The 23,055-nt window shown below is 63.8% G+C and carries 26 protein-coding genes and 1 tRNA gene; 14 read left to right on the forward strand and 13 right to left on the reverse strand.

All coding sequences use genetic code 11. The features are described from left to right. The first annotated feature begins 22 nt into the window (after nucleotides 1-22). A complete protein-coding gene (locus TX78_RS03595; RefSeq protein ID WP_044493792.1) occupies nucleotides 23-1,327 on the forward strand; it encodes an acyl-CoA dehydrogenase family protein in 1,305 nt (434 codons plus the stop codon). Here TX78_RS03595 and TX78_RS03600 read toward each other — a convergent pair. Next, a complete protein-coding gene (locus TX78_RS03600) occupies nucleotides 1,324-2,175 on the reverse strand; it encodes a sulfurtransferase (protein ID WP_187118353.1) in 852 nt (283 codons plus the stop codon). The two genes, TX78_RS03595 and TX78_RS03600, sit on opposite strands and share 4 nt — an antisense overlap. Before the next feature lie 19 nt (nucleotides 2,176-2,194). Between TX78_RS03600 and TX78_RS03605 the strand changes: the two genes are divergently transcribed. From TX78_RS03605 to TX78_RS03620, 5 genes are all read left to right on the forward strand, one after another. Beyond that, a complete protein-coding gene (locus TX78_RS03605) occupies nucleotides 2,195-3,583 on the forward strand; it encodes an FAD-binding oxidoreductase (protein WP_081652587.1) in 1,389 nt (462 codons plus the stop codon). Between the two features lie 139 nt (nucleotides 3,584-3,722). After that, a complete protein-coding gene (locus TX78_RS14175; RefSeq protein ID WP_233722149.1) occupies nucleotides 3,723-4,169 on the forward strand; it encodes an ATP-grasp domain-containing protein in 447 nt (148 codons plus the stop codon). Between the two features lie 18 nt (nucleotides 4,170-4,187). Next, the gene (locus tag TX78_RS14180; RefSeq protein ID WP_233722150.1) at nucleotides 4,188-4,589 is read left to right on the forward strand and encodes an ATP-grasp domain-containing protein; all 402 of its coding nucleotides are present in this window, start codon (nucleotides 4,188-4,190) and stop codon (nucleotides 4,587-4,589) included. Between the two features lie 124 nt (nucleotides 4,590-4,713). Further along, nucleotides 4,714-5,733, forward strand: coding sequence for an asparaginase (locus tag TX78_RS03615; RefSeq protein WP_044494357.1), 1,020 nt, complete (start codon nucleotides 4,714-4,716; stop codon nucleotides 5,731-5,733). A 63-nt stretch (nucleotides 5,734-5,796) separates the two neighbouring features. After that, a complete protein-coding gene (locus TX78_RS03620; protein WP_044493796.1) occupies nucleotides 5,797-6,684 on the forward strand; it encodes a polysaccharide deacetylase family protein in 888 nt (295 codons plus the stop codon). 19 nt (nucleotides 6,685-6,703) lie between these two features. Here TX78_RS03620 and asd read toward each other — a convergent pair whose 3' ends face one another. The 8 genes from asd to TX78_RS03660 all read right to left on the reverse strand — a co-directional run bounded on the left by asd (nucleotide 6,704) and on the right by TX78_RS03660 (nucleotide 13,520). Beyond that, nucleotides 6,704-7,906, reverse strand: coding sequence for an aspartate-semialdehyde dehydrogenase (gene asd, locus TX78_RS03625; protein WP_081652545.1), 1,203 nt, complete (start codon nucleotides 7,904-7,906; stop codon nucleotides 6,704-6,706). 129 nt (nucleotides 7,907-8,035) lie between these two features. Then, nucleotides 8,036-8,305, reverse strand: a complete 270-nt coding sequence (locus TX78_RS03630; protein ID WP_044493798.1) for an NF038396 family protein — start codon at nucleotides 8,303-8,305, stop codon at nucleotides 8,036-8,038. 48 nt (nucleotides 8,306-8,353) lie between these two features. Then, a complete protein-coding gene (locus tag TX78_RS03635) occupies nucleotides 8,354-8,896 on the reverse strand; it encodes a dihydrofolate reductase (protein WP_044493801.1) in 543 nt (180 codons plus the stop codon). Beyond that, nucleotides 8,893-9,711: a thymidylate synthase gene (locus TX78_RS03640; protein WP_044493802.1), complete on the reverse strand. Its 819-nt coding sequence runs from the start codon at nucleotides 9,709-9,711 to the stop codon at nucleotides 8,893-8,895. Before TX78_RS03640 ends, TX78_RS03635 begins: the two co-directional genes overlap by 4 nt. After that, complete coding sequence (locus TX78_RS03645) at nucleotides 9,708-10,085, reverse strand: GNAT family N-acetyltransferase (RefSeq protein ID WP_044493805.1); 378 nt, start codon at nucleotides 10,083-10,085, stop codon at nucleotides 9,708-9,710. The genes TX78_RS03640 and TX78_RS03645 overlap by 4 nt, the downstream gene beginning before the upstream one ends. A 595-nt stretch (nucleotides 10,086-10,680) precedes the next feature. Further along, nucleotides 10,681-11,655 carry an NUDIX hydrolase gene (locus tag TX78_RS03650; protein WP_049897519.1) on the reverse strand — a complete coding sequence of 325 codons (975 nt, stop codon included), beginning with the start codon at nucleotides 11,653-11,655 and terminating at the stop codon, nucleotides 10,681-10,683. Nucleotides 11,656-11,744: 89 nt separating this feature from the next. Further along, a complete protein-coding gene (gene mshD, locus TX78_RS03655) occupies nucleotides 11,745-12,782 on the reverse strand; it encodes a mycothiol synthase (protein WP_044493809.1) in 1,038 nt (345 codons plus the stop codon). 42 nt (nucleotides 12,783-12,824) lie between these two features. Further along, nucleotides 12,825-13,520, reverse strand: a complete 696-nt coding sequence (locus tag TX78_RS03660) for a response regulator transcription factor (RefSeq protein ID WP_044493810.1) — start codon at nucleotides 13,518-13,520, stop codon at nucleotides 12,825-12,827. A gap of 183 nt (nucleotides 13,521-13,703) precedes the next feature. On the opposite strand from TX78_RS03660, the gene TX78_RS03665 reads away from it, so the two are divergent. From TX78_RS03665 to ygfZ, 3 genes are read left to right on the forward strand one after another with little or no spacing between them, the layout of a single operon-like run. Then, nucleotides 13,704-14,543 (forward strand): hypothetical protein, encoded by an 840-nt coding sequence (locus tag TX78_RS03665; RefSeq protein ID WP_049897423.1) that lies wholly within the window; start codon nucleotides 13,704-13,706, stop codon nucleotides 14,541-14,543. Between the two features lie 17 nt (nucleotides 14,544-14,560). Continuing rightward, nucleotides 14,561-14,683, forward strand: a complete 123-nt coding sequence (locus TX78_RS14485; protein WP_267878916.1) for a hypothetical protein — start codon at nucleotides 14,561-14,563, stop codon at nucleotides 14,681-14,683. Between the two features lie 7 nt (nucleotides 14,684-14,690). Then, on the forward strand, nucleotides 14,691-15,926 hold the full coding sequence (ygfZ, locus tag TX78_RS03670) for a CAF17-like 4Fe-4S cluster assembly/insertion protein YgfZ (RefSeq protein ID WP_044493811.1): 1,236 nt from the start codon (nucleotides 14,691-14,693) through the stop codon (nucleotides 15,924-15,926). A 47-nt stretch (nucleotides 15,927-15,973) separates the two neighbouring features. Here the strand turns inward: ygfZ and TX78_RS03675 are convergent, their stop codons facing one another. From TX78_RS03675 to TX78_RS03690, 4 genes are all read right to left on the reverse strand, one after another. Next, on the reverse strand, nucleotides 15,974-16,792 hold the full coding sequence (locus TX78_RS03675; protein WP_044493814.1) for a GNAT family N-acetyltransferase: 819 nt from the start codon (nucleotides 16,790-16,792) through the stop codon (nucleotides 15,974-15,976). A gap of 309 nt (nucleotides 16,793-17,101) precedes the next feature. Further along, entirely contained in the window at nucleotides 17,102-18,133 is a 1,032-nt protein-coding gene (locus TX78_RS03680; protein ID WP_044493816.1) for a 6-phosphofructokinase, read from the reverse strand. A gap of 137 nt (nucleotides 18,134-18,270) precedes the next feature. Continuing rightward, nucleotides 18,271-19,476 carry a pyridoxal phosphate-dependent aminotransferase gene (locus TX78_RS03685; RefSeq protein WP_044493817.1) on the reverse strand — a complete coding sequence of 402 codons (1,206 nt, stop codon included), beginning with the start codon at nucleotides 19,474-19,476 and terminating at the stop codon, nucleotides 18,271-18,273. A 152-nt stretch (nucleotides 19,477-19,628) separates the two neighbouring features. After that, nucleotides 19,629-20,114: an aquaporin gene (locus TX78_RS03690; protein WP_233722151.1), complete on the reverse strand. Its 486-nt coding sequence runs from the start codon at nucleotides 20,112-20,114 to the stop codon at nucleotides 19,629-19,631. Between the two features lie 178 nt (nucleotides 20,115-20,292). Between TX78_RS03690 and TX78_RS03695 the strand changes: the two genes are divergently transcribed. From TX78_RS03695 to rplA, 5 genes are all read left to right on the forward strand, one after another. Then, a tRNA-Trp gene (locus tag TX78_RS03695) sits at nucleotides 20,293-20,365 on the forward strand. Between the two features lie 69 nt (nucleotides 20,366-20,434). Continuing rightward, nucleotides 20,435-20,692 (forward strand): preprotein translocase subunit SecE, encoded by a 258-nt coding sequence (gene secE, locus TX78_RS03700; protein WP_044493821.1) that lies wholly within the window; start codon nucleotides 20,435-20,437, stop codon nucleotides 20,690-20,692. A gap of 51 nt (nucleotides 20,693-20,743) precedes the next feature. Then, nucleotides 20,744-21,448, forward strand: a complete 705-nt coding sequence (gene nusG / locus TX78_RS03705) for a transcription termination/antitermination protein NusG (RefSeq protein WP_233722152.1) — start codon at nucleotides 20,744-20,746, stop codon at nucleotides 21,446-21,448. 147 nt (nucleotides 21,449-21,595) lie between these two features. After that, entirely contained in the window at nucleotides 21,596-22,027 is a 432-nt protein-coding gene (rplK, locus tag TX78_RS03710; RefSeq protein ID WP_044493825.1) for a 50S ribosomal protein L11, read from the forward strand. A 181-nt stretch (nucleotides 22,028-22,208) separates the two neighbouring features. After that, nucleotides 22,209-22,916: a 50S ribosomal protein L1 gene (gene rplA, locus TX78_RS03715; protein ID WP_044493826.1), complete on the forward strand. Its 708-nt coding sequence runs from the start codon at nucleotides 22,209-22,211 to the stop codon at nucleotides 22,914-22,916. Nucleotides 22,917-23,055: the final 139 nt, after the last annotated feature.

The following is a 23,055-nucleotide window of genomic DNA, read 5'->3' on the forward strand; positions in this document are numbered from 1 at the left end:
TCCAATCTCAGAAGGAGACACCATGACGCAGACCTTGAGCACACCAGAGGCGGCCCTCGGCGCCCCCACCTATCAGCAGCTGAGGCAGAGGTTCGCTCCGCTGTTTCAGAGGATCAGCGACGGCGTCGTCGAGCGTGAGCGGGAGAGGATCCTCCCCTTCGAACAGGTGGAGTGGCTGCGGAACGCCGGGTTCGGGTCGCTGCGCGTGCCCCAGGAGCTGGGCGGCGACGGCGTGGACGCCCCCACCCTGTTCCGGCTCTTCATCGACTTAGCCGCTGCGGATCCGCACGTGGCGCACCTGTGGCGCGGGCACTTCGCCTTCCTGGAGGCCCGGCTGACTGCTGAGGATCAGCAGGACCGCGAGTTCTGGGCCGAGCAGGCGGTGGAGGTCGGAGCCATCGTGGGCAACGCTCAGAGCGAGCAGGGCATAGAGAGTTGGGACAAGCAGACCACCACCCTCGCTAGGGGAGATGACGGCTCCCTTCGGCTGGACGGCACGAAGTATTACAGCACCGGCACACTCTTCGCCAACTGGGTGAACGTCACCGCCCGATTCGGCGACCAGTTCGCCAGCTTCCCGGTCCGCACCGACGCACCGGGGGTGGTGCGCCTGGATGACTGGGACGGCTTCGGCCAGAAGCTCACCGGCACAGGCACCACCACCTTCGACGCCGTCCCCGTGGATGAGCGCCATGTCATCTCTCACGCGCCGGGAGAGCGTCCCGTCTCCCACATGGTGGGGCTCTACCAGTTGCACCTGCTCTCCGTGCTGGCGGGGATCGGTCGCCGCGCAGTGGACGACATCGTGGCTCATGTGCGGGCCAGCCGCCGTCGTCCCCTGGGTGCGCCCGAGGGCACCACCGCCGCTGAGGATCCGCTGACCCAGGCCGTGATCGGCCGGGCGTCCTCAGCGGTCAAAGCCGTCAGGGCATCAGTGCTGGACGCCGCACAGGACATCGAGGACGCCTGGCAGGCCCGCAGACGCGGAGAGGACGTTGAGGACGCTGCACACCGTGCCAACCTGGCGGTCTATCAATCGCAGGTGGTGGTGATCCCGCTTGTCCTGGAGGCCACCACCGCAATATTCGACGCCGCCGGCGCCTCCAGCACCTCAGTCAGCAAACTGCTGGATCGCCACTGGCGCAACGCCCGCACCATCTCCTCCCACAACCCACTTCCCCGCAAAGAACAGTGGGTGGGCAGCTACGAGCTCCTGGGTGAGGTGCCGTACCCATGGGGCTCAGGACGGACTACTCGCGCGGATAACGACGAGGCAGCTAAGGATCAGTCGGCGGACTCTCAACTGAAGCCCGATGAACAGGTCTAGTGAGGGGCAGGTGACTCCCCAGTGACCACTTCGCGCTCAGGGTGATTGGCCCACTGGCTGAACGAACCCGGATACAGTGCTGCATCGAACCCGGCCAGCTGCAGGGCGAGGGTCGCGTGGGCACCGTTGATCCCGGAACCGCAGTAGCTGACTACTGGAGACTCCGGGTCCACCCCTAGGTCCAGGAAACGCTGCCGGAGGACCTCTGCGGGAAGAAAGCGGCCCTCAGCATCCACGTTCTGCACCGTGGGAGCATTCACGGCACCCGGGATATGCCCCGCACGTGGATCGATGGGCTCATGCTCGCCAGTGAAACGCTCCGCTGCCCGCACATCAAGAAGCGTTCCGTAGGCGGGGACATCGTTGATGTCGTCGATCCCCACGACCTTCTGCTTCCCGTAGTCCAGCGTCACCGCACCGGGCTCGGGGGCCACCTCTCCGGCCTCCAGAGGAAAGCCCGCATCGGTCCAGCCTTGCAACGCGCCGTCGAGCACCCGGACATCCTCCATCCCGGCGTGACGCAACAGCCACCAGGCCCGTGCGGAGGACATGTTCTTCATATCGTCATAGACCACCACGGTGTCGCCGTCGTTGAGTCCCCAGCGTCGCGCGGCCGCCTGGAGCCGCGGCAGACTGGGCAGCGGGTGCCGGCCCTCAGTCACCGGCAGCCCGTGTTCGGCCAGTTCATGGTCCATGTCCACATACACCGCGCCTGGCAGGTGTCCCCGAAGGTACTCCGGGCGACCATCAGGGCGATCCAGCCGCCATCTCACGTCCAGAATGCGTAGCCGGGGGCTCCCGCCGGACACGAGTTCATGCAGTTCCTCGGCGCTGATCAGCTGGCTCATGACCGATAGCATTCCAGATATGACAGCAGAGCGGCAGCACTCCGATCCCGAGCATCGGGCCTGGCCCAAAGAACTCTCCGATGCGCTGGGCGAGGCGCTGATCACCGGGGAACAAACCGCTGTTGCGACCACCGACCGGTCCGGCTGGACCGAACCGGGTCTGCCCGATGCCGTGGTCCGCGCTCGCACGGTCGCCGACATCCAGGCAACTCTGCGCATCGCCAATGCACACCGCGTGCCCGTGGTCACCAGGGGAGCAGCTACCGGACTGGCAGGAGGCGTCTCCGCCGGAGCCGGGAGCATCGTGCTCGATGTCAGTGGATTGAACCGGATCCTGGAGATCGACCCCGCCGAGGCCACCGCCCGAGTCGAGACCGGGGTCATCACCGCAGATCTCGACGCCGCAGCTGGAGCCCATGGGCTGTTCTACGCCCCCGATCCCGGCAGCGTGGGCATCTCCACTATCGGGGGCAATATCGCCACCAATGCCGGAGGTCTGCGCGGTGCCAAATACGGGGTGACCCGGGACGCCGTTCTGGGGCTTGAAGTGGTCCTGGCTGATGGGCGGCTCATCCGCACCGGACGCAGCACCCTTAAAGGGGTTTCCGGCTATGACCTCACCGCGCTGTTCACCGGTTCCGAGGGAACCCTGGGCGTCATCGTCTCAGCCACTGTGCGGCTGTTGCCCATCCCGGCGGAGTCCGCCACAGCGGCGGCCTATTTTCCCGACGTCGAAGAAGCTGCGGCGGCAGCAAGCGCCATAGTGGCTGCCGGGGTCCGCCCCACCACCCTAGAGATGGTCGACGGCGCGAGCCTGGCTGCCATTGATGAGCTCAGCGGTACCGATTTCGCCCAGCGAGGCGGCGCTTTCTTGCTGATCCAAACCGATGGCTACGGTGCCGCCAGAGAGCTTGAACACGCTGTGGATGCTCTCCGTACGAGAGCCACACGAGTCGATATTGCTGCCGATCCCGCTGAGGCTGAACAGCTCATCGCCGCCCGACGCCTGGCGCTGCCAGCTATTGAAGCCCGCGGCAGAATGCTTATTGAGGACATCGCGGTGCCCCGGAAGCACCTCGCCGAAGTCTGCCGGCAGATCCGCGCGATTGGAGAGAAACACGACACTGAAGTTTACGTAGTAGCCCACGCTGGTGACGGGAACCTGCATCCGGTGTTCGTCTACCAGGGAGAGCAAAACCCCATTCCGGACAACGTCAATCGCGCCGCCGATGAGGTCTTCCAGCTGGCCATTCGCTTCGGCGGCACCCTCACTGGTGAGCACGGCGTCGGACTGCTCAAACAGCGTTGGCTGGCTGATGAACTGGGCGAGGATGTCCTCGGGCTCTCCCACCAGGTCAAAGCGGTCTTTGATCCCCACGGGATCCTCAACCCCGGCAAAGGTATTTGAGCCCGGGTCCCAGGCTCCACCGCCGCAGGTTTCCACCCAGGTTCGCCGGCACAACGGATAGGGCGCCGGATGACATGCAGGCAGGCTGTGATCAGCGACCGGCACCACAATGGAGACTCCAGCCTGAGTAAGGAGCGCCATGTCCGGCATTAGTTTCCCCGTTGCAGACCGCCCGGTGGTGTACATCATCCACGACAACCCGGAGTGGATCCCGCCATTTAGAGACGCCTTTACGGCCGAAGGTGTGGAGTTCGTCGAATGGCTGCTGCCGGACCAGGTTCTGGATCTCAGCGCATTGCCCCCGCAGGGGATCTTCTGGTCCCGGCTTTCCGCTTCCTCCCATACCCGCACTGATCCCCACGTCAAAGAGTACGGTCGTGCGGTGCTGGCTTGGCTGGAAGCCTCCGGCCGCACCGTCGTCAACGGCGCCGGGGTCTATGAGCTTGAGGTCAGCAAGGTCCGCCAGCACCGCCTACTGAGCCAACAGGGATTCCGGGTCCCGCGGACCACCGCGGTCTTCGGTCCCACCGGGCTGGTCAAGGCCGCCGAGACCTTCTCCCCGCCCTTCAGCACCAAGCACAATTAGGGCGGTAAGGGTCTTGGGGTGCGGCGTTTCGACTCTCATGCCGAGCTGGCAGAGGCCGCTGAAGACTTCGTTCCCGGAGGCGATAACGAACCCATCGATGGGATCACCCTCATTCAGGAGTACGTCGCTGGTGCCCAGCCGTTCATCACTCGCGCCGAGTTCATCGGCGGGGCGTTCCACTACGCCGTGAAGGTGGATATTTCCGGCGGATCATTCGAGCTCTGGCCGGCTGATGCCTGCCAGGTCACCCCTGGTCAGACTGGTATTACCGCCTCGGGTGAGCAGGTGGTCTACGACGTGAACACCAATACCAACTACAACCCTGCCGTGGAAAGCTCCGAGCTGGAGGCCGGGCGGTTGCCGGCCACCCGGCGGATCGCCCAGTATCTCGGCACTGTGCTCTCTTCGGATGGTGCCTGAAGCCGTCTGAGCTGCGACGGTCTCTTAAGCGAGCTCCTAGGTTCTGTTCAGGACATAGTGGTGTCTGCGTGATCCACTCCTAAGGGCTAGCCCTTATGAGGACGATCACACGGATGTGGTGACTGTGGCACAAAGAGACCGACGACGCGTGGTGGTGATCGCCACCGGTGGGACGATTGCGTCCCGGAGCAGTGACTCGGGGGCACGAGCCCAGGACACCGGTGAGCAGTTGCTGGAGCAGTCAGGTCTAGAGGACAGCGAACTGGATCTGGAGTCCCAAGACATCGCGGTCACCAACTCCTTCAATTTTGACCTCGGCGACCTAGTTGCCATCTGCTCGGCGGTGGCACACGCCACGAGCAGAGAGGATGTCCACGGGGTCGTGGTCACCCACGGCACCGACACCATGGAAGAGACTCTGGCCATTCTGGCGCTCACCCATCGAGGTGAGACCCCGGTGGTCCTTACCGGCGCCCAACGCAGTCCTGACCAGGCCGATTCGGACGGTCCGCGAAACCTGAGGGACGCGGTGCGCACGGCGGCCTCCGACTCGGCACGCGGCCGTGGTGTGATGCTGGTTTTCGGGGGAGCGATTCACGCCGCCTGGGGGACGAGCAAACAACAGACCCTGGCGATGCAGCCCTTTGAACATCGCAGCGGAGGTGTCATCGGGCGGATGTACGGCCATGCACCGTACTTCTTCTCCACCCCCGAAGCTCCTGGCCAACGTCAGCTTCAGCTGCCTAGCGAGGGGTTCGCCCGGCTGCGAGTCGACTGCATCCTCAGCTATCCCGGGGCAGACGGAGCACTGTTGAAGGCGTCCTTGGCCGCTGGTGCCCAAGGTGCCGTCATCGCAGCTCACGGTGCCGCCAACCCGGGAAAACACCTTGTGCATGCCATCGAGCACGCTGTGGAGGCAGGCATGCTGATCGCCGTGGGCTCCAGAGCATCAGCGGGCGCGGTAGCTCCCATCTACGGCGGCGGTGGTGCAGTAGACGCAGTCGCGGCTGGTGCCCACTTGCTCGGAGACATCCCTGTGACCCAGGCGCGCATTCTGTTGGCCCTCCTTGTGGACCAGGGCACTGTGGAACAAGCTCGAGCGGCGCTTGACGAATGGACCACACCTTTTAGAGACCTCACGTAAAACAGGACCCCGGGGAACCGTCACCGGCAACTGAAGGTCGACTATGGAGAAAAGAGGATCACTATGGCTAAAGAAATATTCGTCGCTTTCGGAATCGACGTCGACGCGGTTGGCGGGTGGCTGGGATCATACGGAGGTGAGGACTCTCCCAATGACATCTCGCGAGGTATCTTCGCCGGGGAGGTGGGTGTTCCCCGCCTGAACCGGCTGATGGACAAATATGACCTGCCCAGCACCTGGTTCTGGCCAGGACACTCCATTGAGACATTCCCTGATCAGTTCGATGAGGTAGTCGCCGCCGGGCACGAGATCGGAGTGCACGGCTACAGCCACGAGAATCCCATCGCGATGACGCGCGAACAGGAGACTGAGATCCTGGACTACTGCGTGGATCTCATCGAGCGTCGCGCCGGGCGCCGTCCCACCGGCTATGTGGCGCCCTGGTGGGAGTTCTCCACGGTGACCAATGAGCTGCTGCTGGAGAAGGGCATCAAGTATGACCACTCTCTGATGCATCGTGACTTTGAGCCCTATTACGTCCGCGTGGGCGACAGCTGGGAAGAGTCCAAGATCGACTATGACAAGCCGGCCAGCAGCTGGATGAAGCCGCTGATCCGCGGCACGGAGACTGATCTGGTGGAGATTCCGGCCTCGTGGTACCTGGATGATCTGCCGCCGATGCTATTCATCAAGTCCAGCCCCAACAGCCATGGCTTCGTCAATCCCCGCCATATAGAAGAGCTGTGGCGGGACCAGTTCGACTGGGTCTACCGGGAGTCTGACTACGCGGTCTTCACCATCACCATCCACCCGGACGTCTCAGGGCGCCCACAGGTGATGCTCATGCTGGAACGGCTCATCGAGCACATCAACAAACATGAGGGCATCAAGTGGACGACCTTCGACCAGATCGCAGACGACTTCCTGCAGCGCTCACCGCGCCGCAAATGAACCGGCCCGCGGGGGCTCGTCAGAGCTTGCCGATGGCGATCATCAGCATGCGGCGCAGCGGCTCCGCCGCGCCCCAGAGCAGCTGATCGCCCACGGTAAACGCGGAGATGTACTCCGGTCCCATCTCCAGCTTCCGGATACGGCCCACCGGGATCTCCAGGCCGCCGGTCGCGGCCACCGGAGTCAGCTGGTCCATGGTCGGCTGCTTCTCATTGGGCACAACCTTGGCCCATTCAGTGCCGGCGGCCACAATCTGTTCGATCTCGGCCACCGGGATGTCCTCGCGCAGCTTCAGAGTCAGCGCCTGGGAGTGGGAGCGCAGGGCCCCGATGCGCACACACAGTGAGTCAAAGGGGATCTTCTCGCCGGCGGACTGCACTCCGGGGGCCAGGTCCTGCCCGCGTCCGAGGATCTTATTGGTCTCCACCCCGGCCTTCCATTCCTCCTTGGCCACGCCGTTGCCCAGATCGGCGTCGATCCACGGGATCAGCGACCCAGCCAGTGGCACTCCGAACTGCGAGGCGTCCAAGCCCTCGCGCTGGGCGGCGAGGACTTTACGGTCGATGTCCAGGATCGCCGCGGCGGGATCATTGAGCTCCTCGGCGACGACGTCGCGAAGACCACCGAACTGGGTCAGCAGCTCGCGCATATGCTTGGCACCGCCGCCGGAGGCCGCCTGGTAGGTCATCGCCGTGCCCCACTCCACCAGGTCCTGCTTGAACAGGCCGCCGAGGCCCATCAGCATGCAGGAGACGGTGCAGTTGCCACCGATGAACTCCTTGACCCCAGCGGCCAGGCCGGCGTCGATGACATCGCGGTTGATGGGATCCAGCACAATGATCGAGCTGTCTGCCATACGCAGGGTGGAGGCGGCATCGATCCACAGTCCGTCCCAGCCGGCTTCGCGCAGCTTCGGATAGACGGCCTTGGTGTAATCCCCGCCTTGGGCGGTGACGATGATCGGCAGTTTAGTCAGCGTATCGACGTCGTAGGCATCCTGCAGAGTCTTCTGTTCAGGGTCCACTCCGGGGTATTCAGGGGCGGGGCCGCCGGCATTGGAGGTGGAGAAGAACACCGGGTTGATATGGGCGAAGTCGCCCTCATCAAGCATGCGCTGGATCAGCACGGAGCCGACCATGCCGCGCCATCCGATGAGTCCCACCGCCGGGGCTTGGCCGGCACCGGTGAGCTGAGCAGAGGTATCAGGAAGCACAGAAGTCATAGTGGACAGCGTAACGAACCCAGCCCGCCAGTATTCCCTTAACGTCGCTGGGAAGCTGCTGGAGAAGCCGCTGCGCTCAGATACGACGGGGCTGCGGGACCGCCGCCAAGAGCATGGAGTCGGGGAAAGCTAGGAGTCGTTGTCCATCTCCTGAGCAGACTGCCGGAGGAGTTTTTTGCGGTGGAAATGGCCCCAAATGCCAGCGCCCACCCAGACCTGGCTGACAATGATCAAGGCGATACCGGCGCCCGGCAGGTCATCTGAGATCAGCATGAGGGCGAAGATCACGGTCATCAGCGCCATCAGCGGAAAGAGCAGATACGCCATAAAGCCCATCAGGGCGGCATTGGTAAAACCTGACTGGGCGGGCTGGGGTGTGAGCTCGGGCTTCTCCGTCATGCCGACAGTCTAAATGTTCAACCGCGCCGTCCCGGAAGGGGAGGGGAGTTAGCGACGTCGAGCGTAGGTTTCGAAGCGGTAGCGCACCCCGGATTCCGAGGTGTCCCACTTGCCCAACCCCTGCGCGGAGCCGGCCAGCTCCCAAGCGGCGGGATCCAGCTCCGGGGCGAATGTATCGCCCTCGATGTCTAAGTCCAGCACAGTGACCGAGGCCAGCTGGGCGATGCCTTTCTCCACTGCTTCGGCGTAGATGGCGCCACCGCCCATGATCCACACCGCGCTGGACTCTCCGGCCTGTTCCTGCCCGAGCGCCACAGCATCCTCCAGGCTGGAGGTGGTCAGCGCACCCTGCTGAGCCAGTTCGGCGGCGCGGGAGGTGTTTCTGGTGACCACAATGTTGCTGCGCCCCGGCAGCGGGCGGAACCGCTCAGGCAACGATTCCCAGGTCTTGCGGCCCATAATGACCGGGCAGCCGGCGGTCACCGTCTTGAAGTACGCCATGTCTTCAGGGACGTGCCACGGCATAGTTCCGTGACGTCCGATGACGCGGTCTGGGGTTTGTGCCCAGATCACACCTACCGCTGCGCTCATACTGCGACGACAGCTTTGATAGTGGGATGCGGGTCATAGTTGAGCACTTCGAAGTCTTCGTACTGGTAGTCCAGCAGGGACTGTGGCTGCCGGGTGATGCGCAGCTGCGGGTAGGGGCGGGCTTCCCGAGAGAGTTGCTCGCGAACCTGCTCGATGTGGTTGTCATAGATGTGGCAATCGCCGCCGGTCCAGATGAACTCTCCGGGTTCCAGCCCGGTCTGCTGTGCCACCATGAGCGTCAGCAGCGAGTAGCTGGCGATGTTGAAGGGCACGCCTAAGAACATATCGGCGCTGCGCTGATAGAGCTGACAGGAGAGTTTGCCATCAGCCACGTAGAACTGGAAGAGGATGTGGCAGGGCGGCAGCGCCATCTCTTCAATCTGGGACGGGTTCCACGCGGTGACCAGGTGGCGTCGTGAGTCGGGATTAGCTTTCAGCTGTTCCACTAGTGTGCTGATCTGGTCGATGCTCTCCCCAGTGGGGGTGGGCCAGGAGCGCCACTGCACGCCGTAGACCGGGCCAAGATCACCGTTCTCGTCGGCCCATTCGTTCCAGATGCGGACTCCGCGCTCCTGCAGCCAACGGACATTTGAGTCCCCGCGGAGGAACCACAGCAGCTCCAGGGCCACGGATTTGAAGTGCACGCGCTTGGTGGTGATCAGCGGGAAGGAATCCGCGAGATCGAACCGGATCTGGCGTCCGAAGACGCTGGTGGTTCCGGTGCCGGTGCGGTCTGACTTCTTGGTTCCATGGGCCAGCACATCGGCCAGCAGGTCTTCATAGGGGGTGGGGATCGCTGAGCTCACGCGGCTCAGCTTACCGCTTGGTTCTTGCGATATTCGGGGTAGCGCTTCAAGTAGTGGTCAATGTAACTGCATTCTGAGGTGAACCGCCGGTCCTCAGCGATGAGTCTGTCCAGCAGCAGGGTCACCAGGCAGCGGGCGTAGCCCTGACGGCCGAAGCGCTCATTGATGATGGTGTGCATCAGCCGGGTCACCGGGATGCCGCCGCGGTCCTCGAGGGCGTAACCGATGAAGCCGATGAACGTGCGTTCACCGTCGATAGTGTCCCACAGCTCGGCCCGGCAGCGGTCCTCGTCAATGACGAGTTCGGCCGCTGGGTGCACATTCTTCTGCTCGGGGCCGGAGGCGGTGGTGGTGCGGCGTTTGGTCAGTGGATGTCTCACCATTTCCCCAGAGTAGCCAGTGCCGTGACGGATGTCACTAGCCCCCTCGTCACGAGATGGGGCTCCCGACTGGGGTGGAATGCCGAGAAAGGGCCACAGCCCCCGACTTGCCCAGCATCCTGGCTTCGGTCACGCGTTTTGACCGCATCTGGGGCCCAGAATGCCCACAATTGACCGGAACTGACGTCAAACTGCGTGACCGAACGCAAAGCGTCCGCTGCGCGGGGGTGCGGGCCACGTCATGGCCGTGGCGGGGTTTCCCCGCCCGCGGAACTCTTTAGGTGTGATGGCGAGCGTGAGCTCGCCGAGAGCGTGGCGGGGTTTCCCCGCCCGCGGAACTCTTTAGGTGTGATGGCGAGCGTGAGCCCGCCGAGTGGAGCCGTGACGTCAGGGACCCGTGCCGTCCGCTGAGCGGGGGTGCGGGCCACGTCATGGCCGTGGCGGGGTTTCCCCGCCCGCGGAACTCTTTAGGTGTGATGGCGAGCGTGAGCTCGCCGAGAGCGTGGCGGGGTTTCCCCGCCCGCGGAACCCTTTAGGTGTGATGGCGAGCGTGAGCTCGCCGAGAGCGTGGCGGGGTTTCCCCGCCCGCGGAACTAACTCAGTCCTCGAACGGTTCGTAAATCTCCAGGGACACGACTTCCCCACCGCGATCTACCGCCTGTTGTCCGACGACGATAGCCCCTGGTGCCAGGTAGGGATCCTCGTGCGGCAGCGCCACGCTGACCTCATCCTGTTTGATCCAGCGGGAGAGCTCGTTGAGCACGATCGGCAGTACCGGCCGGTGGGTGCAGATCAGCGAGGGCTGGATCAGTTCCAGCGACTTCTTCACTCGCCCGGTGGTTTTCGCCGGCTGCTGGCGCGCCCGTTTCTCGGTGAGGGAGCGACGGTAGCGGATCTTATGCCTGTGCAGTTTTACGTAGGGGGCTATGGTCTCGGCGCAGCGCTTCCACGGGCTGCAATGCAGCAGGCGGGGCCGCCAGGCGGTCAGTAGCTTTTCCACTGATTTGGCCTGGCGCTTGCCGGTGGCCGCTAGTGGGCGCTCAGATTCTGAGCGTGACCAGGTGGAGCGCGGTTTAGCTTTTGCGTGGCGGAGCACGATGAACGGCACGGTGCGCAGGCTATTGCTCTCATGGAGCCGCTGGAGCTCTTCCAGAGGGATGATGTCGCCTTCGCTGCTGAGCATTTCCCGGGCCTCCGCGGGGCTGACCCAGCGCACTTCATCGGTTTCGTCCCCGTCTGGCTGTGGCTTGCCCTGGGCGATTTCTGCCGCCCAGTACCACACCTCTTTGGGTTTGCCCTTGACGGTGTAGTGAGTCACTGGCAGCGGCATGCCGAGCCGTACTTTGGCGCCGACTTCTTCGCTGACTTCACGGACGGCGCATTCGGGGAGAGTTTCGCCCTCGTCGAGCTTCCCTTTAGGGAAGGACCAGTCGTCATAGCGGGGGCGGTGGATGACCAGTACCTGCAGTTGGCCTTTGTGGAGCCGCCAGCAGAGGGCGCCTGCGGCGAGGATGTCGGCGGTGGTGCCTTCATCAGCCACAGTGGAGGTACGTCGGCGCGGCACAGCGGTCATGCTCTGCAGGGAGGTCACGTGTGAAAGATACCAGCCGTAGCCCGCATCGCTGACCACAACCCGCTCGTGAAGCAGGACGACGACGTCGCTCAGCTGATCTCTGCGGATGCCTCCGCCCCGGGGGCGTACTGGGTGTCCACGTCCCAGACGGTGAACCCGAGTTTCTTGTAGAGCTGGGTAGCAGCAGTGTTGGAGGCATCTACGTAGAGGATGATGGCGTCCACGTTCTGTCCGCGCAGATAGTTGATCCCTGCGGCCGTCAGTGAGGCGCCAAGCCCGCGGCCCTGAGCCTGCGGTGCCACGCCCACTACATAGACTTCACCGAGCACCTCACCGGGCTGGTTCGGGGCGATTTTGGTCCAGTGAAAGCCCAGCAGTTCCCCGTCTTCTTCAGCCAGCAGGAACCCTTCCGGGTTGAACCAGTCGGAGTCGATGCGCGCTTGCAGGTCCTGCTGGGTCAGCTGACCCTGTTCCGGGTGGTCAGCAAAAGCTGCGGCGTTGACGGCCAGCCAGGCGGCGTCGTCTTCTCCTGGGACGAAGCTGCGGAGCCTGACCCCGTCCGGGAGGGTTAGCTGCGGTGCGTCTACGCTGTTCTCCAGGCGCATCCGCCACAGCTCACGCACCGGGGACCAGCCGAAGCGCTGTGCCAGTCGGGGAGCCGCTGGATGCTCACCGTGGGCCCAGGCTCGAGCACCGGCAGGGCGATCCGTGGAGCTGCTCAGGGAGCTTTCCAGCAGCTGAGCCAGCTGGATGGCGATCTGCTGGCCGCGGTGATCGGGGTGCACCGCCAATTCCAGTACATCGGGGGTTTCTTCGCCCGGGGTGTTGTCACCGAGGACGACGACGCCGGCCCCGATCAGCTGTTCGGCTCCGCCGCCCGGGGTTTTAGTGCCTTCTGCGGTGGAAGATTCGGTCGCTGTCCCGGGGGGCTGCCAGGCAGCAGCGAGGGCCACAGAGCCTGGCCGGCGCAGTGCTACCAGGGTCTGCTCGGAGAAGGGCGGGGCGCCGTCGGCCTGCTGGGCAGCGGTGGCCAGGGCGGTGACGGCGTCCAGCTGCTCGGTGCTGAGTGGTTCGGCGCTGAGGGGTCCGGCGATGAGCTCCAGACGGAGAGTTGCGTGCTGACTCATAGCCCCACTGTAGACCCGGCTGCTGAGCGCTTGCAGGGCAGTTCAGGCTGCGTCGATGTCGTCGCGGTCGTTGCCTTCGTGGCCGCTGCCTTCGATGAGCAGCCGGTAGCCGACATTGCGTACGGTGCCGATGAGCGACTCGTGCTCGGGCCCCAGCTTTGCGCGCAGTCGACGGATATGCACGTCCACGGTGCGAGTGCCGCCGAAGTAGTCATAGCCCCAGACATCATGGAGCAGCCGGTCGCGGGTGAAGACCTGCCCTGGGTGCAGTGCAAGATGCTTGAGCAGCTCGAATTCCTTATAGGTGAGGTTCAGCAGCTTGCCATGGATGGTGGCCATATAGGTGGTCTCATCAATGACGATGGCACCTGCGCGGATCTCACCATTTGGTACCTCGTCCTCGGCCTCCACCGCTGCCATGCGCAGCCGGGCGTCGACTTCGCCGGGGCTTGCGCCGGTGAGGATGAAGTCGTCGGCCTGCCAGGTTTCATTGAGGGTCGCCAGTCCGGACTCACTGACCACCACTATGACGGGCGAGAGCATGGAGGACTTCACCAGCTGGCACAGTGAGCGCGCATGGGCCAGATTGGTGCGCGCGTCGATCAGGGTGATGTCCACATTGGGTGCCCGCACAATGCTGGAGGCCTCAGCGGGAAACGAGCGAACACGATGGTTGAGCAGCTCAAGCGAGGGCAGCGCGGCTTCCGGGGCGTCAGAGAGCAGAAGCACCTGAGCCATCGGTAGTCCTCCCTCTGCGGTGTGCGCGTTCAGTGGCTCACTCTGCCGCAACCCTTTCCGGGTGCACCAGTCCAGGTGAGCGGCTCACCCGGTACCAATATTCCGCAATGCGAAATGATGCTTGAGTGATCCGGTGATGAGTATAGCCGTGACCAGATCTCCGGCTCTGGCAGGATGGGTTGCGTGAAGTATCTGCCCGTGGCCGCTGCTGCCCTGCTCGCCTCTGCCGCGCTCGCGGTGTCCTCCTGGTTGGGGGTGTGGCCGCTGACTGCCGTGGTGGGGATGATCTGCCTGATGGTTGCTCTGGGCTGGCCCCAGCTGATGGGGGTGACAGCCCGCCGTTCGCTCTCTGCCGTCATCCTCTGCGCAGGTGTGGTTGCCGCAGTCGGGGCGGCCATCGTCGAGCGCGTGGAGAGCCTCTTCTTCTGGTCCTCCGTGGCCCTGGCCTTCGGGGTGATGGTGGTCTTCATCATCCAAGTGCTGCGCGGCACCGGGCGTCCGCACCGGCTGGAGTCCACCCTGGGGGCCTGTGCTGGGGTTCTGGTGACCACGACGGCTGCAGGATGGGTGGCAGGCCTACGCTATCCGGCCGGTATGGCCGGTGCAGGCGACGGCGGTCTGGGGCTGCTGCGTGTACGCGGACTGCTTCCCTACGAAAGCGGCAGCCTACTGGGCGTGACCGGTCCCGGCGGTGAGCTCTCAGTGGTGGCATTGGCCGCCTTCGCACTGCTGGCCGGCGCCTTAGCGGCGTGCCTGCCGGTGCGTGATGCGGTGGTGCTTCCGCTGACCGTACTGAGTGCCTTCGCTACAGCGCTGGGCACCGCCCTCTTCTGGGGGGAGCTGACTCTGCTCTTCGCCGGTGTGCTCGGTTTGGCCGCCGGGGCACTACTGGCCTGCTTCCGGCGTTTCCTGGTGTTACAGGGCCCACCTGCCGGGCGACTCTCGGCCATGGCGGTGGGGGCGGCACCCATTGCGGCTATGGGAGTCTTCGTCTACTTCACTGAACGCCTGCTCTTCGCGTGAACGGTTAGGATGGTCCCATGACTGAAGCACAGATTCTCGCGCTGGAGATTTTCTTCATTGGCCTGCTGGTGCTGGTGACCATCCTCATCGCCTACATCTCCTATGTGGTGCTCTCCCGCCTCTACAAGGGTCAGCGCTGATCCTTCCGTGACATACACGTCACCACTGCTGAAGCGCCCAGGCGCTGTGGAGGGCGGCGCGCCCGATACTGGTGTTGCCGCACATTACGGCAACCCGGTGAAGGAACAGCGCGCACTGGAAGCCGGCAAGGGCGCCGTCGACCTCTCCCACTATTCGGTAGTCACCATCACCGGTGAGGACCGTCTCTCCTGGCTGACTACGCTTTCATCTCAGCAGCTCACCGGCCTTCAACCTGGTGAATCCAGCGAACTGCTGCTGCTTGATATCTCAGGACGTATTGAGCAGGCCCCTGCCGTCACCGACGACGGCGAGACCACCTGGCTCATCACCGAATCCTCACACGGGCCGCTTCTGGCCTCGTGGTTGGACTCCATGAAGTTCATGCTGCGCGTGGAGATCACTGACCGCAGCGCTGAATATGCGGTGATCGGTTCCACCCGCCCGCTGCCTGAGGGTGTCTCGGTTATGGTCTCCCACTGGGAGGATCCCTGGCCCCGACTTGCACCCGGTGCCGCCTCCTATGCACAAGTGGACGACGACGCCCACCCGGGGCTTGACTGGCACTGGCACCTGAACGTCATCCCGCGTGAGAATCTTGAAGCCGCTGTGGCCACACTGGAGGAGCAGGGATGGCAGCTGGCCGGCTCGCAGGCGGCCGAGGCACTCCGCATTGCCGCGTGGCGCCCCCGGCTGGCTCGCGAAGTAGATGACAAGGCCATCCCCCATGAACTGGACCTGATCCGCACCGCTGTGCATCTGAGCAAGGGGTGTTATAAGGGCCAGGAGACTGTTGCACGGGTGCATAACCTGGGGCACCCGCCCCGCCGGTTGGTCTTCCTGCACCTGGATGGCACCGAGCACACACTGCCCACTCCCGGTGCGCAGGTGCTGGCGCCAACTGACGCGACAGACACCGCAGCGCTCGCCGGCGAGCGCCCGGTGGGTGTGGTGACCTCAGCGGCACGTCACCATGAAGCCGGCCCCATCGCTCTGGCCCTGGTCAAACGTAAGGTGGATCCCGCACAGCAGCTGGTGGTCCGCGATGTTCTCACTTCAGCTGGTGATGCAGAGCCGGCTGATGGTCCTGAGCCGGTTGCTGACGCAGAGCCGGTTGCTGATACCGGGGCCGAAACGCAGCAGCAGACCGTGTTCTACGCGGCTGCCCAGGAAGTCATCGTGCGCCCTGACGCAGGCCAGGCGGTTGGCCGCCCGCAGGGCAACTTCGTCCGCCGTCCGCGCTAACCGCTCCTGAACTGAGGGTACGCGCCGACGCCGGGGTATCGGGGCTGCTACTGCTCCGGAGACAACACCACGGTGGTCTGGGAGCCGGCCGGAACAAAGCTCAGCGATCGCGCCAGCCTGGCTGATCCCGGGGAGCTCAGTGCAGCCCGCCACTGCGGGATCAACCCCGCATCCAGAGCTTCCTGCACTGCAACCGACGCAATGCTGGCGGCGTATCCGCGCATGCGGTGCTGCGGATGCGTGAGGACGCCTATATGCCCGAGCATGTGATGCCACACCTCCCAGCCAGCCCCAGCCAGTGGAAGATGCCCCGAGAAGCCAGCGGCCGCGGCGTCGTTCCCGCTCTGTCCCTCCGCCTCGGCAGACGTGCCCCGGTGTACGCCAGGCTGCCCGTGCTGCTCAGTGACGAGGGTGGCTGCCCATTCAGCTTCACGAAGCCCAGAGAGGGCCACATCATCGGCGGGGGAGTGGGTCAGGAGAGCATCGAGGTGCTCGGACTCATGCGAGACCACCGTGCCCTCCGGATGCAGCGGCGCGAGGACGGTATAGGAGGCTTGATCTCCGTAGAGCAGCTCCGCCTGGCCCAACGAGCGGGCCGAGACATCATGTTGGCGGGCCACATCCAATAGTGTGCTCTCCTGCACCAGCTGCGCATCCGGGAGGCCGCGTGCGCGCGCCAGCAGCTCCGGCGGCCCGTAAAGGACGGTTCGGTCAAAGAGTCGCACCAGCATGAGGGCACCGGCGCCATCTTTACCGGCCTCGATGCGTGAACCGGCAGGGGCGGACTCGATCCGGTCATCCGCTAGCTTCAGCATCCGGGACCAGACCAGCTGGATGATGCTCTGGGTCTGCTCGGTAAGGTGCATCGTTATACGCTACCGCTTTGCGCGGCGTGGGCCCTGTGCCTTGCCGCTAGGCCTTACCCCTGAGCGGTACCGTTGTGCCCCAACTGCTGTGTCCTACCGCTGGGCCCCACCCTTTGTGACCCAGCACGGTGTGGTTCCCGTTTTACCATCCCAAATTCGCATTACCATGCCGTATCCGCCGATGGTAATGCGAAAAACGGATGGTAAAACGAAACTGGTGCCCCGCGCCGAGGCAGGACACCAGTTGTAGTTGATTGACGTTGCTTGAAGCCGCTTATAACGGCTGCACCCGTGACCGCCGGAGGCGAATCAGCGGCCGAAGAGAATCTTGGCCTCTTCATAGCGTTCAGCAGGAACAGTCTTGAGACCGTCCAGTGCCTCAGCAAGGTCCACCTTGATGATCTCAGTGCCACGCAGCGCGGCCATATGGCCCCAAGCGCCCTCGTGGACCAGATCCAGGGCCTTAATGCCAAAGCGGGTGGCCAGCACACGGTCATAACCGGTGGGGTTGCCGCCGCGCTGGATATGCCCCAGCGTGGTGTTCCGTGTCTCGATCCCGGTGCGCTCTTCGATCTGCGCGGTGATCCACTCACCGATCCCGCCCAGGCGGGGGCGGCCGTCGGCTTCCTGCCCCTTACCTGCCAGGGCCTCTTCAGCGCCTTCGGGGATGAAGCCCTCGGCGATGACGACCAGTGGGGACCGCCCACGCGAATGCACCTGCTCCACCCACTCGCAGACCTGGTCGATATCGACGCGCTGCTCCGGAATGAGAATCGCATGCGCACCGGCAGCCATGCCCGAGTGCAGCGCGATCCAGCCCACGTGACGCCCCATGACTTCGGCGACCATCGCTCGGTGGTGGGATTCACCGGTGGTGCGCAGCCGGTCCATGGCGTCGGTGGCGATAGAAATCGCGGTATCGAAGCCGAAGGTGTAGTCGGTGGCTTTGAGGTCGTTGTCGATGGTCTTGGGAACACCCACCACCGGGATGCCGTCATCGGCCAGCCGTTTGGCTCCGGCCAGAGTGCCTTCGCCGCCGATGGCGATCACGGCGTCGACGTCGTGACGTTTCAGCTGCTTGGCAATGTTCTCCGGCCCGCCCTTGGGGTGGTTATACGGGTGGGTGCGGGAGGTGCCCAGAATAGTGCCGCCTTCGCGTGCGATACCTCGCACATCGTGGCGGGTCAGCTCGGTGTAGTCGGCTTCGATGATGCCGCGCCAACCGGCTTTGAATCCTACGAATTCATCGCCGAAGCTCTTCACCCCGTGCAGCACGGCCGAGCGGATCACCGCGTTCAGGCCAGGGCAGTCACCGCCGGAAGTCAGCAGTCCGATGCGCATATACAGCTCATTCCCTTCAATCTCGCATTCACGAGCCTGACGTCATCGGCAGGGCATGTTCAATCTCTTAGTCTATGCACCTGCCGTTGATGTGGCGACCGCTAGGAGCGAACTCACACCGCAGCAGGGATAACTGCTTATTTGCTGCCCAGCAGTGCCCGGATGCGCTCGATGCCAGCCACCAGGTCCTCATCCCCCAGTGCGTAGGACAGTCGCAGGTATCCGCTGGGACCGAAGGCCTCACCAGGTACGACGGCGACCTTCGCCTTCTCCAGGATCAGCTCAGCCAGCTCCGCCGAGGTTGTGGGGGTTACCCCGTCATAGTCCTTATCCAGCGCCTGGCGCACATCCACATACGCGTAGAAGGCCCCTTCGGGAACCGGGCATTCGAAGCCGGCCACGCTGTTGAGTGCCTCGACCATGAGCTTGCGTCGGCGGTCGAAGGCCTCACGCATCTGCTCCACCGGCTCGATGGGTCCCGTGACGGCGGCCAGGGCGGCCAGCTGGGACACATTGGCCACATTGGAGGTGAGGTGGGTCTGCAAGGTGGTGGCCGCTTTGATGATGTCCGCCGGCCCTACCATCCATCCCACGCGCCAGCCGGTCATCGCGTAAGTCTTGGCAACACCGGAGAGGATCACCACCTGGTCCGCCAGCTCCGGAAGGGAAGCGATCGACGTGAAGGGCACGCCGTCGTAGGTCAGCTTTTCGTAGATCTCATCGGTGATGACCCAGAGGCCGTTCTGTGCCGCCCAACGACCGATCGCGTAAGTCTCCTCCGGGGAGTAGACCGCACCGGTGGGGTTCGACGGCGAGACGAACATCAGCACTTTGCTGCGCTCAGTCCGGGCCGCTTCCAGCTGCTCCACGGTGACCTTGAAGCCCTGTTCAGGACCGGCGAAAACCTCCACCGGAGTGCCTCCGGCGAGTTTGATGGCCTCCGGGTAGGTGGTCCAGTAGGGCGCGGGAAGGATGACCTCATCGCCGGGATCCACCAACGTCGCCAAGGACGCGTAGACAGCCTGTTTCCCGCCGTTGGTGACCAGTACTTGAGAGGCCTCGGCCTGGAAGCCGGAGTCCCGAGTGGTTTTCTCTGCCAGAGCCTGCCGAAGTGCCGGCAGCCCAGCGGCGGGGGTGTACTTGTGGTTCTTCGGATCCTTGGCTGCCTCGACGGCAGCCCCCACCACATGCTGCGGACTGGGGAAGTCCGGCTCCCCGGCGCCAAAACCGATGACGTCCTCGCCTGCCGCTTTCAGCGCCTTGGCCTTGGCATCCACCTTCATAGTGGCGGACTCGGCGATCGAGCCGATGCGGGCGGAAACTCGGGAGGCGGGGGAGGTCATGGAGGTCCTTTCTGGCCCTAAAACACTATGCCTTGCAATGATCTTGTCGCAGTGATCTGCTGCCCCCAACCCTACCGGTCACGCGGAGAGTGCCCCAGGGTACCTCCGGGCGTCTTACACACCGGACGCGCTCAAGGGTGAAGCGGCACCGGTTACTGGGATAGGTCGTCCTCGCGCTCAAGGATGACCTCCTCGGTAATCGGGAAGACCATCGGGTAGAGCACACCGGCAAGGGCCGCACCTGCTAATGGTGCCAGCAGGAACACCCACACCTGCCCCAGCGCCTCGGGGGAGAACCACGCCACTGCCAGAGACCGGGCGGGGTTGACTGAGGTATTGGAGATGGGGATGGACACTAGGTGAACAAGTGTCAGGGCCAGGCCGATGGCAATAGGTGCGAACCCCACCGGTGCCCTGCTGTCAGTAGATCCCAGAATGACCAGTAGGAACAGCAATGTCAGGACAAACTCGGCCAGTAGGACAGCGCCCATCGAGTATCCGAAGGGCGAGAGCTCGCCATAGCCGTTGAGCGCGAATCCGGATTCGCTGTTGCTGTAGCCCCCCGGCCTGCTGGGTGACCAGGGCGTAAATGACGAGGGCGGCCAGCGAGCCGCCGAGTGCAACTTCATGGGGGTCATAACCACGCCTGAGTCCGCATCTCTGCCCCTGCGGGCCAGCAATCGCCCCAGTGTCCATGGACCATCAGAAGGCCTACCCCATGAGGGCAGGTTTGGCATGACTCCACACTGGCGCGTAGACTGGAACACCGGTGTCTCCGGACACCTCTACTGAGCGTGCCCCACAAGGTGCGCTCGTAGGGCAGTGGCGCAATTGGTAGCGCAACGGTCTCCAAAACCGTAGGTTGCAGGTTCGAGTCCTGTCTGCCCTGCGTCTCTCCAGCCGAGAGGATCCGGCGAGACACACCAACTCATCGTCCCTACCAGAAGATGGAGTCCTCGTGTCACAGACGCCCGTGACTGATGTCCAGGGCCCTGCCGGCAGCGGCGACGGCCGCCGGGGACCGTTTGGCAAGGTGTGGCTGTTCCTCAAGCAGGTCATAGACGAGCTGCGCAAGGTCATCGTCCCGACCCGCTCCGAGCTGGTGAACTACACCCTAGTGGTCCTGGTCTTCGTGATCATCGTGATCCTGATCGTCACCGGTCTGGACTGGGTCTTCAGCCGTGCCGCAGACATCGTCTTCGGTGGCGGAATCTGAGCCGGACGACGACGCCGGCCACGTACCAACGCATACATACCAAGGAGAAACGTGTCTGATCAGGAACTGACGCAGGACGAGACAGTCGAGGCTGTCGAGACCCCTGCTGAGGAGGAGAAGACCTACGAGGAGCGCGTAGCTGAGCTGAAGTCCAAGCTGCGCCGCGACCTCGGCGACTGGTATGTGGTGCACACCTACGCGGGCTATGAAAAGCGCGTGAAGTCCAACCTGGAGACCCGTATCCAGACCCAGGACATGGAGGACTACATCTACGAGATCGACGTCCCCATGGAAGAGGTCGTCGAAATCAAGAACGCCCAGCGCAAGGTCGTGACTCGGGTGCGCATCCCCGGCTACGTGCTGGTGCGCATGGAGCTGACCGATGAGTCCTGGGGCGTTGTCCGCCACACCCCCGGTGTCACCGGCTTCGTGGGCAACGCTCACGACCCGCAGCCGCTGAGTACCGACGAGGTCTTCGAGATGCTGGCCGAGCACCGCCTGGGCAAGCCTGATGCTCAGAAGAAGGTGGACGTGGCCGACGGCGACGAGGCTTCTGCCCCGGCTCCGGCCCAGGAGGTCAAGGTGGACTTCGAGATTGGTGAGTCCGTGACCGTCACCGACGGGCCCTTCGCCACCCTGCCGGCGTCGATCTCTGAGATCCACGCCGACTCCCGCCAGCTGGTGGTGCTCGTCTCGATCTTCGAGCGCGAGACCCCAGTGACGCTGAACTTCAACCAGGTCGAAAAGATCTACTGAGGTCTTAACGCCATAACTTAAGCTTTCGCCGTCGGACTCTTGCTTTGGAGTCTGGCGACGATTCGATCATCTGCGCCACAGATGGTCACCCCTGATGCCCTCGCTCCTGAGGCCTCAGGAAATCGTGAAGAAAAGGACGCAAGAAACATGGCCCCGAAGAAGAAAGTCGCCGGCCTGATCAAGTTGCAGATCCAGGCTGGTGCCGCTAACCCGGCACCGCCTATCGGCCCTGCCCTCGGTCAGCACGGCGTGAACATCATGGAGTTCTGCAAGGCCTACAACGCCGCGACTGAGTCCCAGCGCGGCAATGTGGTGCCTGTGGAGATCACGGTCTACGAAGACCGCTCCTTCACCTTCGTCACCAAGACCCCGCCGGCTGCTGAGCTGATCAAAAAGGCCGCTGGTGTGCCCAAGGGCTCCGGTGTGCCGCACACCGACAAGGTCGGCAAGCTCACCCAGGCTCAGGTCGAGGAGATCGCTCAGACCAAGATGGAGGACCTCAACGCGAATGACATCGCAGCGGCCTCCCAGATCATCGCCGGTACCGCCCGTTCCATGGGCATCACCGTCGAAGGCTGATTTGAGCCTGCAGAAGAGGCGAGCTAGCTCGTGATCTTCAGGCGATGAAGCCCAGTAAGCGCCGAAGGCGTGGTGGGTGACATCAGCCGCATATGACAAATAACGTTTGATCCCTGCCAAGGGGTCAGTGGGAAGGGCCGAGCGCGGTCCGCGTACCACAACTGCTAAGGAGAAAACGCAGATGGCAAAGCGCAGCAAAGCATATAGGGCAGCCGCCGAGAAGATCGGTCAGGACAGCCTGTACACCCCGGTCGAGGCAGTTGCCCTGGCCAAGGAGACCAACCCGTCGAAGTCCGACGCCACTGTAGAGGTGGCATTGCGCCTCTCCGTGGATCCTCGCAAGGCAGACCAGATGGTGCGCGGCACCGTCAACCTGCCCCACGGCACCGGTAAGACTGCCCGCGTGGTGGTCTTCACCCAGGGTGACAACGTGGCCAAGGCTGAGGCCGCCGGCGCTGACTTTGTCGGCGGCGATGAGCTGATCGCCAAGGTCGCAGAGGGCTGGACTGACTTCGACGCGGCCGTGGCTTCCCCGGACATGATGGGCAAGGTTGGTCGCCTCGGTAAGATCCTGGGTCCCCGTAACCTGATGCCGAACCCCAAGACCGGCACCGTGACCCCCGATGTGGCTAAGGCCGTCACTGACATCAAGGGCGGCAAGATCGACTTCCGCGTCGACAAGCACTCCAACCTTCACTTCATCATCGGCAAGACCAGCTTCGAGGAGAAGCAGCTGGCCGAGAACTACGCCGCTGCTCTGGAAGAGATCCTGCGCCTGAAGCCCTCGGCTTCCAAGGGTCGCTACATCCAGAAGGCCACCGTATCCACCACCTTCGGCCCCGGTATTCCGGTTGACCCGAATGTGACCAAGGTGGTCGTCGGCGAATAAGGCCGCAAGAGTCTCACGACGACTCTGATTTCAGGAAGAGCCTCGTTCCCCTCAGGGGGAGCGGGGCTCTTCCTGTTCGCAACGGTGCCGGAGCTCAGGATTGGTCTTGGGTGCCTCAGGTGTGTATAGTTATTCACTG

It is taken from the genome of Nesterenkonia massiliensis (assembly GCF_000455245.1).
GTDB classification, from domain to species: domain Bacteria; phylum Actinomycetota; class Actinomycetes; order Actinomycetales; family Micrococcaceae; genus Nesterenkonia; species Nesterenkonia rhizosphaerae.

Excerpts from the sequence above, each read along its gene's own strand:
- TX78_RS03595 (WP_044493792.1), top strand. The coding sequence starts at position 23 with ATGACGCAGACCTTGAGCACACCAGAGGCGGCCCTCGGCGCCCCCACC.
- TX78_RS03600 (WP_187118353.1), bottom strand. The coding sequence starts at position 2,175 with ATGAGCCAGCTGATCAGCGCCGAGGAACTGCATGAACTCGTGTCCGGC.
- TX78_RS03605 (WP_081652587.1), top strand. The coding sequence starts at position 2,195 with ATGACAGCAGAGCGGCAGCACTCCGATCCCGAGCATCGGGCCTGGCCC.
- TX78_RS14175 (WP_233722149.1), top strand. The coding sequence starts at position 3,723 with ATGTCCGGCATTAGTTTCCCCGTTGCAGACCGCCCGGTGGTGTACATC.
- TX78_RS03620 (WP_044493796.1), top strand. The coding sequence starts at position 5,797 with ATGGCTAAAGAAATATTCGTCGCTTTCGGAATCGACGTCGACGCGGTT.
- asd (WP_081652545.1), bottom strand. The coding sequence starts at position 7,906 with ATGACTTCTGTGCTTCCTGATACCTCTGCTCAGCTCACCGGTGCCGGC.
- TX78_RS03630 (WP_044493798.1), bottom strand. The coding sequence starts at position 8,305 with ATGACGGAGAAGCCCGAGCTCACACCCCAGCCCGCCCAGTCAGGTTTT.
- TX78_RS03635 (WP_044493801.1), bottom strand. The coding sequence starts at position 8,896 with ATGAGCGCAGCGGTAGGTGTGATCTGGGCACAAACCCCAGACCGCGTC.
- TX78_RS03645 (WP_044493805.1), bottom strand. The coding sequence starts at position 10,085 with ATGGTGAGACATCCACTGACCAAACGCCGCACCACCACCGCCTCCGGC.
- TX78_RS03650 (WP_049897519.1), bottom strand. The coding sequence starts at position 11,655 with ATGACCGCTGTGCCGCGCCGACGTACCTCCACTGTGGCTGATGAAGGC.
- mshD (WP_044493809.1), bottom strand. The coding sequence starts at position 12,782 with ATGAGTCAGCACGCAACTCTCCGTCTGGAGCTCATCGCCGGACCCCTC.
- TX78_RS03660 (WP_044493810.1), bottom strand. The coding sequence starts at position 13,520 with ATGGCTCAGGTGCTTCTGCTCTCTGACGCCCCGGAAGCCGCGCTGCCC.
- TX78_RS14485 (WP_267878916.1), top strand. The coding sequence starts at position 14,561 with ATGACTGAAGCACAGATTCTCGCGCTGGAGATTTTCTTCATTGGCCTG.
- TX78_RS03675 (WP_044493814.1), bottom strand. The coding sequence starts at position 16,792 with ATGCACCTTACCGAGCAGACCCAGAGCATCATCCAGCTGGTCTGGTCC.
- TX78_RS03680 (WP_044493816.1), bottom strand. The coding sequence starts at position 18,133 with ATGCGCATCGGACTGCTGACTTCCGGCGGTGACTGCCCTGGCCTGAAC.
- TX78_RS03685 (WP_044493817.1), bottom strand. The coding sequence starts at position 19,476 with ATGACCTCCCCCGCCTCCCGAGTTTCCGCCCGCATCGGCTCGATCGCC.
- TX78_RS03690 (WP_233722151.1), bottom strand. The coding sequence starts at position 20,114 with ATGACCCCCATGAAGTTGCACTCGGCGGCTCGCTGGCCGCCCTCGTCA.
- rplK (WP_044493825.1), top strand. The coding sequence starts at position 21,596 with ATGGCCCCGAAGAAGAAAGTCGCCGGCCTGATCAAGTTGCAGATCCAG.
- rplA (WP_044493826.1), top strand. The coding sequence starts at position 22,209 with ATGGCAAAGCGCAGCAAAGCATATAGGGCAGCCGCCGAGAAGATCGGT.